We start from the raw sequence: 11,853 nt of genomic DNA, 5'->3' as shown, positions 1-11,853 counted from the left end.
TTCCTTACCATGCCGTTGCCGTCTTCCCGCTGTCGTTCCACTTGCCGCCGCACCGCCGGCGGGCCGTTCCCGGGAGGGCGCGCGCGATGAAGATCGACAGCTTGTGGATCGGGCAGGTCGCGCTGGCGGCATTGATGGACGCGACGTTCGCGATGGCGGTCGGCTCGGCGCTGCTCAAGGCGTGGCTCGGCAAGGATGGCGCACGGCCGGTCGTCGCGCCGTCGCATCCTGCCTGGCTGCGCGCGCAACATTCGCTGGTCGCGGCGGCGCTGGCGCTCGTGCTCGCCGATCTCGGCTGGCTGGTGTACGAAGCCGCGTCGATGAGCGGCGCGGGGCTCGGCGGCGCGTTCGCCGCGATTCCCGTCATGCTCACGCAGACGCACGCGGGCTTCGCGTGGAGCGTCGCGTTCGCCGGCGCCGTGGTGCTCGCGATCGTCGCGCTCGCGAAGCCGGAAGGCCCGCTCGCACACGCGGTGCTGTGGCTCGCGGTGATCGTGGTCGCGGCCGGCAAGGCGTCGCTCGGCCATGCGGCCGACACGGGCCCGCTGTCCGCGGCGGTCGGCGTGCAGACGCTGCACCTGCTCGCCACCGCGGTGTGGGGTGGCCTCGTGCTCGCGGGCGGGCTCGCGGTGCTGCCGGTGCTCGGCTCGTCGGTCGCGCGCGGCGCGCTGATCCGGATCGGCCAGCACCTGTCGCGTACGTCGGTGATCGCGGTCGTCTTCGTGCTCGGCGCGGGCGTGCTCAACGCGCTGCGCGGGCTCGGCGGCTCGCTCGCGCCGCTCGACGGCAGCACGTGGGGGCGCGTGCTGCTGCTCAAGCTGCTGCTCGTCGCGCTCGCGCTCGTGCTCGGCGGGCTGAACCGCTTCTCGGCGCTGCCGCGCCTGCGCCGTACCGCGTCGACCGAGGATGCGCACACGTTCCGCAACATCCTGCATCTCGAGGCGCTGACGATGATCGGCGTGTTCGTCGCGGCCGCCGTGCTGTCGTCGAGCGTGCCGGGGTTCGCGGCGCTCGGCTGACGGCCGGGCCGGCGCGGCGCAGGGCGGGGCGCCCGCGCGCCGCGTACTGCGGATGCAAGAACGGCCGCCTGTCGGGCGGCCGTCTCGAAGACGATGCGCGGCATGCCCGCCGCGCCATGCACGTCATCTCAGCACTGCATCACCACTCGGCGACGCTGCCGTCCGCGTGGCGCCACACCGGGTTGCGCCAGCGGTGGCCCGTCTTCGCCATCTCGCGCACCTTCTCCTCGTTGACGTCGATGCCGAGCCCCGGGCCCTGCGGGATCGCGACGAAGCCGTCCTCGTAGCGGAACACCTCGGGGTTGCGCAGGTAGTCGAGCAGGTCGTTGCCCTGGTTGTAGTGGATGCCGAGGCTCTGCTCCTGGATGAACGCGTTGTAGCTGAGTGCATCGAGCTGCAGGCACGCGGCCAGCGCGATCGGGCCGAGCGGGCAGTGCAGCGCGAGCGCGACGTCGTAGCTTTCCGCGAGCGTCGCGATCTTGCGGCACTCGGTGATGCCGCCCGCGTGCGACGCGTCGGGCTGGATGATGTCGACGTAGCCGCCCGCGAGGATGTGCTTGAAGTCCCAGCGCGAGTAGAGCCGCTCGCCGAGCGCGATCGGCGTGTTGGTCTGGTTGACGATGTCGCGCAGCGCCTCGGCGTTCTCCGACAGCACCGGCTCCTCGATGAACATCAGCTTGTACGGATCGAGCTCCTTCGCGAGCACCTTCGCCATCGGCTTGTGCACACGGCCGTGGAAGTCGACGCCGATCCCGACGTGCGGGCCGACCGCGTCGCGCACCGCCGCGACGTTCGCGATCACCTGCTCGACCTTGTCGTAGGTGTCGACGATCTGCAGCTCCTCGGAGCCGTTCATCTTCACGGCCTTGAAGCCGCGCTCGACCACCGCGCGCGCATTGTTCGCGACATCGCTCGGCCGGTCGCCGCCGATCCACGAATACACCTTGATGCGGTCGCGCACCTGGCCGCCGAGCAGCGCGTGCACGGGCACGCCGTGATGCTTGCCCTTGATGTCCCACAACGCCTGGTCGATGCCCGCGATCGCGCTCATCGTGATCGGGCCGCCGCGGTAGAAGCCGGCGCGGTACATCACCTGCCAGTGATCCTCGATCAGCAGCGGATCCTTGCCGACCAGGTAGTCGGCGAGTTCGTGCACGGCGGCCTCGACCGTGTGCGCGCGGCCCTCGACGACCGGCTCGCCCCAGCCGACGATGCCCTCGTCGGTTTCGATCTTGAGGAACAGCCAGCGCGGCGGGACGACGAAGGTTTCGAGGCGGGTGATTTTCATGTCGCGGGTCTCCAGGGTTGACCGGCGCAGACGTGCGGACGCGGCGCCGTTCGAGGACGTGACGATTATCCTAGCGTAGCTCGATAAAAAATAGTATTAATAGCACTATTGTGCAGATAGTGGGCAGCCGCGGCGTGCCCGCCCAACGGAGAACGATCATTCAACGCGACCTGCATGGACAGACGGCTTTCCGGCTTGCGACGGCGATCCTGCGCGGCGACTATCCGCCCGAATCGCTGCTGCCGCGGGAGCCGGAACTGATCGAGATGTTCGGCGTGAGCCGCACGGTGCTGCGCGAGGCGCTGCGCACGCTGACGTCGAAGGGGCTGGTCGAATCGCGGCCTAAGGTCGGCACGCGCGTGCGGCCGCGCCGCGCGTGGAACCTGCTCGATGCCGACCTGCTCGACTGGTATGCACGCGTCGCGCCGCCGCTCGCGTTCGCGCTGAAGCTGCAGGAGATGCGCGAGATGATCGAGCCGCACGCGGCCGCGCTGGCCGCGCGCACACGTACGCCCGAAGCGTTCGACGCGATCGACGGCGCGGCGCGCGCGATGGCCGCCGCGCGCAACGTCGATGAATGGGTACGCGCGGACCTGCGCTTTCACCTGAGCGTGCTGGAGGCCGGCGGCAACGAGCTGCTGGTGCCGCTCGGCGCGCTGATCGATCGCACGCTCGAGGCGCAACTGCACCTGAATGCGCGCCGGGCGGAGGTCTACAACGCGTCGCTCGCGGAGCACGTGGCCGTCAGCGACGCGATCCGCGTGCGCGACGAGGACGGCGCGCGCCGCGCGATGGCGTCGCTGCTCGCGGTGACGCGTGCGCGGATCGAGATGTCGTGACGGGGAGGGCGGGCCGTCAGTGGTTCGCGCAGCCGCCCGGCTTCAGGACGCGCTGCGTCGACGCCGGATATTTCGCGAGCAGGCTCGCCGGCCGGCGCGGGCGCACCACCAGTTCGCCGCCGCAGTTCGGGCAACGGCCCTTCAGCACGTCGTCGGCACAGCTCGCGCAGAAAGGCTCGCCGCCCGCGTACATTCAAATGTACAAATGCGCGCGTCCGCCGAATCGGGCGGCAGGTCCTTGTCGCAGCATTCGCAGCCAGGACGCAGTTCGAGCATGGCGGTGTTCCCCGTGGTCGGAGCGGGTCGGGACGGGCGCCGCCGCACATTGCGCGCGACGCGGGTGCGCGCTACTGTACCCGCTTGAGTCGGCCCGGCCATCGGTGTCCCGCCGGGACGCCGTCGACGCGCACGGGCCGCCCCGGGAGACGACCATGCTCTATCGCGGAAGCTGTCACTGCGGCGACGTGACGTTCGAGGTGGAAGGCGACCTGCAGGGCGTGATGGCCTGCAACTGCTCGATCTGCCGGCGCAAGGGCGCGCTGATGTGGTTCGTGCCGCGCGACCACATGACGCTCCTCACGCCCGAGGACAATCTCGCAACCTACATGTTCAACAAGCACGTGATCCGGCATCGCTTCTGCAAGCGCTGCGGGATTCACACGTTCGGCGAGGGCACCCACCCGAACGGCACCGCGATGGCCGCGATCAACGTGCGATGCCTCGAGGATGTCGATATCGACGCGCTGCCCGTCACACACTACGACGGCCGCTCGCACTGAGCGGCGCGTCGTGGCGCGAGCGCACTGGCCGCTGTCAGGACGGCTCGGCCTGCGGCGCCGGCGTTTCGGCCTGCGGCGCGGGGCCCGCGGTGCGCGTGCCGGCCTCGACCGGGCGCTCGATCAGCGGCGCGAGCGCCGGCGCCATCGACTTCAGCAACTGCACGGCCATCGCGCTCGTGAAGTCGTAGCGCGCCGCGTACGGCTCGTGCGCGGTCGCCGTCAGCACGCCGAAGAAACGGTCGCCGAGCACGAACACGAACGTGCCGCTGCGATTGACCTTGCGCGACTCGATCAGCCGCGCGCCGCGCGCGTAGACATTGAAGCGCTGGTCGCCCGTCCCGGTCTTGCCGTATACCTGGAGCGTCTTGCCGTCGGGCAGCGTGAAGCCGCCCGCCAGGCGCCGCCCGGTGCCGCTCAGCACGACGTCGCGCAGCAGCGTGTGCACCACGTTGACGATCTCCGGCGACAGCATCGGCTGCGGCTGCGCGGCCGCGCGCACGAAGCGCGTTTCGTACGGCGTGCCCTTCGCGAAGTCGAGCCGCGTGATCGTCTCGGTCGGCACCTTCTGTCCGCCGGTCGCGACCAGGCCGATCAGTTTCGCGAGCGCGTCGGGCTGGTCGCCCGATGCGCCGATCGCGGCCGCGTACGACGGCGTGACTTCCGCGAACGGGTAGCCGAGCGCGCGCCACGCCTTCGTGATTTCCCCGTACGCGCGCAACTCGACCATGCGGCGGATGCGGCGGTCCTGGGTCGCGTGGTAGCGCGTCCTGTACAGCCACGAGTACGTGTAGAAGCGCGCATCGCGGCTGGCGCGCTGGACTTCGTCGAGCGACGCATTCGGATGCGCGCGAAGGTAGTTGAGCGTCCACAGCGCGAGCGGGTGGACGCTCGCGATATAGCCGCGATCATTGAGGTTGAAGCGGTCGATCGCGTACTTCGCGTAGAGCGCGGCGAGATCGTCGTCCGACAGCGTCGCGGCCGGCGTGCCCTTCAGCTGCGCGCGCATCTGCGCATCGAACCAGGCGAGCGATTCGTTCGGCGCGACGCTGCGCAGCACCGTCGCGATCTTCGGCGGCGACTTGCGCACGTCCTGCAGCATCAGCGCGAGCGCGTCGCCGGGCGCCTTGCCCGCATAGCGCGTGTAGTAGCGCTTCACGTAGACCTTGCTTTCGCCGTCGACGAACTGCGCGAGGTAATGCTTGCGCTGCTCGGGATCGTCGAGCCACGACGACGACGGGCCGGCCGCCTTCAGCATCTCGTAGTGGACGATGTCGCGCATCAGCCGCACGAACACGAGGTTGACCGAGTGCTCGAACGCTGTGTGCAGCGTCAGGATGCGGCCGTTGTCCGACTTTTCGAAGTTCGAGAACACCTGCGCGCCGCCGCCCGTGTAGAACACGTCGGGGCTCGCCGAGTACTTGCGTTCGACCGACGCGTCGAGCATCGCCTGCAGCGAGCGGTCGCGCGTGTGCGACAGGTAGTCGAGCGCCCAGTGCGACAGCCCGTCGATCGGGTCGGGCTTCACCTGCGCGAGTTGTGCGTTCGACAGGTTGCCGTAGCGCGCGTGCAGCTCGGAGACGATCTGGAGGTAGGTGATCAGCGTGCGCAGCTTCGCGGTCGAGCCGAGGTTGATGCGGCCGCCGCGGTTCACGTCGAACGGCTGGTTCACGCTGTCGGTCTGCACGCGCAGCAGGTTCGCGCCGTTGCGATGCTCGTACAGCGTGAAGCTGTACGTGAGGTGCGACGGGTCGTCCTTCGGCGCGAGCATCTCGAAGCCGTACAGACCGGCGGCCTGTGCGCCGTCGCGGGTCGATGCCTTCGCGAGCCGTTCGGCGACCGCCTGCTGCACACCGTTGTCGAGCGTGCTGGTGGCTTCCAGGTCGAACTGGTCGAGCTGGTACACGTCACTGATCCCGAGCGCCGACAGCAGCGACGCGCGTGCCGACGACACGGCCTTGCGCGACACGAACGACTGCACGTGCGCGGCGGCCGGCGGCGCGCTGCGCTCGATCTGCGCGGCGAGCGCCGCATCGCGCAGTGCGGGCGAGATCACGCCGCCGTTCGACAGGAGCCGCAGGTAGCTGTCGGTCAGCTTCTGCAGCGCCGGATAGCCGCGATTCAGGAAGTACGACGGCGCGCGCTGCGCGATGATCAGCGACAGCACCTCGCGGAAGGTCTTGCCCTGTTCGTCGACGTTGTCGCCGGTCGTCGGCGCCGACAGGATGCGGTTCACGTCGTTGAAGTCGCGGCCGTACCACGCGGCGAGGCCGTCGCCGATGCCGGTGATCTCGCCCACATGCGGCCGCGCGGCGAGCGGCACCGAGTTCAGGTAGCGCACGACGATCGAGCGGCGCGCGAGCATCGTCTGCGGGCCGTTCATGTACGCGAGGATCGACGCGGACGCGATCTGCCGCAACTTCTCCGGCGGCGTCGCGGTGCGGCCGTCGGGCGAATGGCGGAACTTCTCGATCTGCGTCGCGAGCGTGCTGCCGCCCGGGCGTGCCTGTTGATGGTTGACGACGTGCATCGCCTGGTCGGCGAGCGCCCGGCTGAAGCGCCCCCAGTCGATCGCCGGATTGCGGTTCGGCTGGTTCGCGTCGAGCAGGTAGCGATCCTCGATGAACAGCAGCGAATCGGTGACCACGCGCGGCACCGCGTCGAAGTCGGCGTACACGCGCTGCGGGAACACCGTCGCGAACAGCGGCGAGCCGGTCGAATCGAACAGCATCAGCCCGGCCTGGTCCTTTTCTTCGTAAGGCAGGAACAGGCCGCGATCGGCGAGCGAGAGCATCCGGTCGGAATCGCGCGCCTGCTTGCCGACGACGAAGCCGCGCGCGAGCAGGCGCTGCTGGAACGCGGGAATCATCGCGTAGCCGAGGCGCTGGTCGTACGGACCGCTGGCGGGGAAGCGGACGTGGTCGCTCGCGCCCGCTTCGACGGTGTAGCCGACGTCGCGTGTGAGTTCGGACAGGTAGTGCGCCTGCAGACGCGACGTCTCGATCTCGGTCATCACGAGCCGCGCAAGGATCGCGATCGCGATCGCCAGCGCGGCCAGCAAGGACCACTTGATCCACGTCCAGACCGATGCACTACCGGTCACGCGCGGCAGGATGCGATTCAGCGGCCGATTCATGGCGGCGTCTCCCTGAAGGCGCGGGCTTCGGCCACACCTCATTAAGGATTAGTGTAGTCCTCCGCGGCGGGCTGCCAAGAGCGATTGACTACCGAGATGCGCCGACGCAACGCGCGTGCCTGCGGGCCGCCCGCAGCGTAACGTTTGCGCGTTTCATGTCGGGACGTCCGCGTGGCAAGGGGTTCGGCGGGCAAGCCCGGGCGGCCGGGCGGGCGGAAGATGCACCGGTTTCGTGCGGTGCGGCAGGGCGACAATTCGGGCCGGAACGTGCCCGTGAAACCGCGGCCGTCGTACGGCGATGCTGCGGGTTTTCGCGATAGCCGTGCGCGCCGGCCGCGGGTAGGATCGCCGGATGTGCGGCGCACTTCCGCTTTCGCCGAGAGTCCCATGCCGATCCATCCCGTCGCGCTCGTTTGCACGGCCATCCTCGGGCTGCTGCTGTTCGGGCTCGGGCTCATCGTGTCCGTCACGCGCTTCCGGTGCACCACCGGATCCGGGTGTGCCCCCGATCCGGCGAACGGGTTGCACAAGGTCGTGCGCGCGCACGGCAACACGGCCGAATACGCGCCGTTTCTCGCGGTGCTGTTTCTCTATTTCGGCGCGCATGATCCGTCGCGCGCGGTTCTGGCGCTGATCGTCGCGGCGACCGCGTGCCGCTGCCTGCTCGTGGTCGGATTGCTGGCGTGGCCGACGATGGCCAACCCGAATCCCGTGCGCTTCGTCGGCGCGCTCGGCACGTATCTGTGCGGCGCCGCGCTGTGTATCGCGCTGTTCGTCTGAAGGGCGGCGCTCGGGGCATACGGCACCAGTCCTGACGGGAGCGGCCGCGGCGAGCGGTGATATGCTCGCGGGGCGCCCGCGATCGACGGGCGGATTCCGACTGCCTGCGCGCTGCCGCGTTGCACGGCATTTCCGAGGGAAGAACCGACAACATGAGCCGCAAATTCATTCTGAAGGGCGACACGACCGACCACGGCGGGGTGGTGCTCGAAGGGATCGCCAATTCGTCATTCGACGGACGCGAACTCGCCTATCTCGGCGCGTCCGTGTTCTGCGCCGCGTGCAAGTCGCCGGGCGTGATCGTGTCCGACGGCGGAGAGCGGACGATGACCGTGATGGGCAAGGTCGTCGCGCTCGAACACGACCTGTGCCAGTGTCTGTGCACGCCGCAGCCGAAGCTGATCGCGTCGCAGGCCACGGGGACGATCACCGGATGACACCCGCCGCGCGGATGCGGTTGCCATCCGCGCGACGTCGGCGCACGGCCGCCGGCCGTCAGACGCTGCCTTCGGCTTCGATCACGAGGATGCGTGCTTCGCCGAGCGGATGCGCGACGTGCTCGATGCCGGCCGCCGCATGGAACACGTCACCCGTTTCGAGCACCGTCGCGTGCTCGACGCCTGCCACGCGATAGCGCATCTCGACGCGGCCGTCGAGCACGGCAAACACTTCCTCGCCGTCGTTCACATGCCATCGATACGGCTGGTCGGTCCAGTGCAGGCGGACCGTGACGCCGTTCAGGTTCGCGATGTCGAGCGCGCCCCACGCGCGGTCCGCGGTGAACGCCGCGCTGCGGATGATGTTCATCGATGTGTTCTCCGGCGCCACGGCGCGTCGCCCTTCCGTCAATTTCCCCGCCCTCGCATTCAGCGCGACACCGCGCGCAGTGCCTGTTCGATCGTCTGCTTGCGTTTCGCAAAGCCGGCCGCCGAGCGTTCGGTGACGCGCTTCACGACCGATGCTGGCGCCGTGTCGGGCGAACCGGCGTCGAACGGCGGCGCAGGCGCGTATTCGAGCTGCAGCTGGATCGCCTGCGCTTCTTCGTCGCCGGCCAGTTCCGCGGCGATCGTCAACGCAAAGTCGATGCCGGCCGTCACGCCGCCGCCGGTGATCAGGTTGCCGTCGCGCACCACGCGCTCGCGCACGGGCACCGCACCGAGCGGTTCGAGCAGTGCATGAAACGCCCAGTGCGTCGTCGCGCGTCGTCCGCGCAGCAGGCCGGCCACGCCGAGCAGCAGCGCGCCCGTGCAGACCGACGTCACGTAGCGCGCGGCGGCCGCGCGCTGCTGCACGAACGCGATCGTTTCGGCATCGAGCAGCAGGTCGTTGATCCCGATCCCGCCGGGCACGCAGATCACGTCGAGCGGCGGGCAGTCGTCGAACGTGCAGGTCGGCGCGAGCGCGAGGCCGCTGCTCGACGCGACGCTGTCGCGCGATTTCCAGACCAGGTGGACAGCCGCGCCGGGCAGCGATGCGAGCACGTCGTGCGGGCCGGTGAGATCGAGTTGCTGGACGCCCGGAAACACGAGAAGGCCGATATGCAGGGTCATGCGAACACTCCGAAGGGAAGGGGGCGCCGCGACCGGCGCACGATGGACAGATCGATTCTAGGCGCGTAGTGTTTGGCGAAATTGCCATATCCCCCACGTTTTCTGCCAAACGCCATGTCCGCCGCTCCGCGCTCGATCCTGGTCCTCGCGTTTCCCCGTGCGCAGTTGCTCGACGTGACCGGGCCGCTGCAGGTGTTCGCATCCGTCAACGAACTCGCGCAGGAGCGCGGTCAGCCCGCGCCGTATGCGCCGCGCGTCGTCGCCGCCGAGGCCGGGCCGATCGAGACGTCGTCCGGCCTCGTCGTGATGGCCGATTCGCTGCGCTCGGCCGGGCGGCCCGATACGGTGATCGTGGCCGGCGGCAAGGGCGTGCACGCCGCTTCGCGGGATGCGCGGATGGTGCGCTGGGTCCGGCAGCAGGCGCAGCGCGCGCGACGTGTCGCGTCCGTCTGCACCGGGGCGTTCCTGCTCGCCGAGGCCGGCCTGCTCGACGGGCGGCGCGCGGTCACGCACTGGGCGCGCTGCGATGAATTCGCGGCGCGCTACCCGAACGTGCGCGTCGAGCCCGATCCGATCTTCATCCGCGAAGGCGCGCTGTGGACGTCGGCCGGTGTGACGGCCGGCATCGATCTCGCGCTCGCGCTCGTCGAGGAGGATCTCGGGCGGGCGGTCGCGCTCGACGCCGCGCGCGAACTCGTCGTGTTCCTGAAGCGGCCGGGCGGGCAGGCGCAGTTCAGCGCGATGCTGTCGATGCAGCGCACCGACGACCGCTTCGGCGAACTGCATGCATGGATCGCCGAGCACCTGAGCGCCGACCTGTCGGTGCCCGCGCTGGCCGAGCGCGTCAGCATGAGCGAGCGCAGCTTCGTGCGCCACTATCGCGCAGGGACCGGCCGCACGCCCGCACGTGCGGTCGAACAGATCCGCGTCGAGGCCGCGCAGCGTTTGCTCGGCGAAACCGCGTGGCCCGTCAAGCGGATCGCCACGCGGTGCGGCTTCGGTTCGGAAGAGACGCTGCGGCGCAGTTTCGTGCGCGTGCTCGGCGTGTCGCCGCAGGGCTATCGCGAGCGGTTCGTGCGGTAACGTGCGGGCGTGCCGCGGGCAGCCGGCGCGCGGCGGCCGGAGACAGGCCGATCGTCGTGCCGAACTGAACGAAACTCGATCACTTTCGAGTCCGAAGCGCCTGAACTGTTCGTGAACGGAGAACAATGGGCGGGGGCTTGTGCCGCGCGCGTTGCGCGCTCTATTCTGTCCTGTTGGCGATTCGAAGGGGGCGCAGCATGGACCGCATCCAGGCAATGGAAGTTTTCACCCGCGTGGTCGACGCGAACAGCTTCACGCGCGCGGCCGACACGCTCGCGATGCCGCGCGCGTCGGTGACGACCATCATCCAGAATCTCGAGGCGCTGCTCGGCGTGCGCCTGATGCACCGGACGACGCGCCGGCTGTCGCTGACGCCGGAGGGCGCCGCGTACTACGAACACTGCATGAAGATCATCTCGGAGATCGCGGAGGTCGACTCGAGTTTCCAGACCGGCAACCGCAAGCCGAGCGGTGTGCTGCGCGTCCACATGCCGAGCTCGCTCGGGCGGCGCGTCGTGTTGCCGGCGCTGTCGATCTTCCGGCAGCAGTATCCGGACATCACGCTCGACCTCGGCTTGTCGGACCGCTACGTGGATCCGGTCGAGGAGGGCATCGACTGCATGATCCGGGTGGGGCCGCTCGAGGATTCTTCGATGGTCGCGCGACGGATCGGGATGCTCAAGCGCGTGACCTGCGCGTCGCCGGATTATCTGGCGCGTCATGGCGAGCCGCAGGAGATTGCCGACCTGGCGGACCATCACGCGGTCAATTTTCGCGCGAGCCATGGCGCGCGTGCGATTCCATGGGTGTTCATGATCGAGGGCAAGCCGGTCGAGGTGCGGATGAACGGCAGCGTCACCGTCAACGATTCGGATGCGTACGTGACGTGCGGGCTCGAAGGGTTCGGGATGATCCAGCCGACGCTGTTCATGGTGCTGCCGAACCTGCGCGACGGCTCGCTGGTCGAGGTGCTGCCCGACTGCAATCCGAAGCCCAAGCCGATCTCGATCGTGTATCCGCACAACCGGCACCTGTCGCAGAAGGTGCGCGTGTTCGCGGACTGGCTCGCGGAGTTGTTCGAGTCGACGCCGGCGCTGGAGGGCGGGGAGAACTGGCGCGGGAAGGTGCGCGCGCAGACGAGCGAGGCGCAGCGCGGGGTGGTGGTGGCGTAGCAGCAGCGCAGCGCGTGGCCTGAGGGAGGGCGGCGCGCGACACGGTCGCTGAATGAGGCGGCAATGAAAAAAGCCGCTGATCCTTGCGGAACAGCGGCTTCCTTTACAACTGGTGGCGAATCAGGGATTCGAACCCCGGACCTGCGGATTATGATTCCGTCGCTCTAACCGACTGAGCTAATTCGCCGAAGACTTGAATTATGTAGACCT

11 protein-coding genes, 1 tRNA gene and 1 pseudogene are annotated in these 11,853 nt (G+C 69.1%); 7 read left to right on the top strand and 6 right to left on the bottom strand.

The window, feature by feature from the left end:
* Positions 1-86: 86 nt before the first annotated feature.
* Entirely contained in the window at positions 87-1,019 is a 933-nt protein-coding gene (locus DIE22_RS09285; protein ID WP_124499022.1) for a CopD family protein, read from the top strand.
* 139 nt (positions 1,020-1,158) lie between these two features.
* Here the strand turns inward: DIE22_RS09285 and dgoD are convergent, their stop codons facing one another.
* Positions 1,159-2,307, bottom strand: a complete 1,149-nt coding sequence (dgoD, locus tag DIE22_RS09280; RefSeq protein ID WP_124499023.1) for a galactonate dehydratase — start codon at positions 2,305-2,307, stop codon at positions 1,159-1,161.
* Between the two features lie 134 nt (positions 2,308-2,441).
* Between dgoD and DIE22_RS09275 the strand changes: the two genes are divergently transcribed.
* Positions 2,442-3,146: a FadR/GntR family transcriptional regulator gene (locus DIE22_RS09275; protein ID WP_124499024.1), complete on the top strand. Its 705-nt coding sequence runs from the start codon at positions 2,442-2,444 to the stop codon at positions 3,144-3,146.
* A 16-nt stretch (positions 3,147-3,162) separates the two neighbouring features.
* On the opposite strand, the pseudogene DIE22_RS09270 reads toward DIE22_RS09275, so the two are convergent.
* Positions 3,163-3,422, bottom strand: a pseudogene (locus DIE22_RS09270) (DUF1272 domain-containing protein).
* Positions 3,423-3,577: 155 nt separating this feature from the next.
* On the opposite strand from DIE22_RS09270, the gene DIE22_RS09265 reads away from it, so the two are divergent.
* Positions 3,578-3,925: a GFA family protein gene (locus tag DIE22_RS09265; RefSeq protein ID WP_124499025.1), complete on the top strand. Its 348-nt coding sequence runs from the start codon at positions 3,578-3,580 to the stop codon at positions 3,923-3,925.
* A 34-nt stretch (positions 3,926-3,959) separates the two neighbouring features.
* On the opposite strand, the gene DIE22_RS09260 is transcribed toward DIE22_RS09265, so the two are convergent.
* Complete coding sequence (locus DIE22_RS09260; RefSeq protein WP_124604924.1) at positions 3,960-7,058, bottom strand: transglycosylase domain-containing protein; 3,099 nt, start codon at positions 7,056-7,058, stop codon at positions 3,960-3,962.
* A 387-nt stretch (positions 7,059-7,445) separates the two neighbouring features.
* On the opposite strand from DIE22_RS09260, the gene DIE22_RS09255 reads away from it, so the two are divergent.
* Together DIE22_RS09255 and DIE22_RS09250 are read left to right on the top strand one after the other, a co-directional pair.
* Complete coding sequence (locus DIE22_RS09255; protein ID WP_124499027.1) at positions 7,446-7,838, top strand: MAPEG family protein; 393 nt, start codon at positions 7,446-7,448, stop codon at positions 7,836-7,838.
* 152 nt (positions 7,839-7,990) lie between these two features.
* Positions 7,991-8,275 carry a PAAR domain-containing protein gene (locus DIE22_RS09250; protein WP_059495397.1) on the top strand — a complete coding sequence of 95 codons (285 nt, stop codon included), beginning with the start codon at positions 7,991-7,993 and terminating at the stop codon, positions 8,273-8,275.
* 58 nt (positions 8,276-8,333) lie between these two features.
* On the opposite strand, the gene DIE22_RS09245 is transcribed toward DIE22_RS09250, so the two are convergent.
* Together DIE22_RS09245 and DIE22_RS09240 are read right to left on the bottom strand one after the other, a co-directional pair.
* Positions 8,334-8,645, bottom strand: a complete 312-nt coding sequence (locus DIE22_RS09245; protein ID WP_124499028.1) for a cupin domain-containing protein — start codon at positions 8,643-8,645, stop codon at positions 8,334-8,336.
* 59 nt (positions 8,646-8,704) lie between these two features.
* Positions 8,705-9,388 (bottom strand): DJ-1/PfpI family protein, encoded by a 684-nt coding sequence (locus tag DIE22_RS09240; RefSeq protein WP_124499029.1) that lies wholly within the window; start codon positions 9,386-9,388, stop codon positions 8,705-8,707.
* A 114-nt stretch (positions 9,389-9,502) separates the two neighbouring features.
* Between DIE22_RS09240 and DIE22_RS09235 the strand changes: the two genes are divergently transcribed.
* Positions 9,503-10,471, top strand: coding sequence for a GlxA family transcriptional regulator (locus tag DIE22_RS09235; protein ID WP_124604923.1), 969 nt, complete (start codon positions 9,503-9,505; stop codon positions 10,469-10,471).
* 197 nt (positions 10,472-10,668) lie between these two features.
* Entirely contained in the window at positions 10,669-11,643 is a 975-nt protein-coding gene (locus DIE22_RS09230; protein WP_124499031.1) for a LysR family transcriptional regulator, read from the top strand.
* 110 nt (positions 11,644-11,753) lie between these two features.
* Here the strand turns inward: DIE22_RS09230 and DIE22_RS09225 are convergent.
* A tRNA-Met gene (locus DIE22_RS09225) sits at positions 11,754-11,830 on the bottom strand.
* Between the last annotated feature and the right edge of the window lie 23 nt (positions 11,831-11,853).

This window comes from Burkholderia sp. Bp9142 (assembly GCF_003853415.1).
Classification (GTDB): Bacteria; Pseudomonadota; Gammaproteobacteria; order Burkholderiales; family Burkholderiaceae; genus Burkholderia.
Note: the sequence above shows the minus strand (reverse complement) of the source record. Positions and strands in the feature narration are given on the sequence as shown.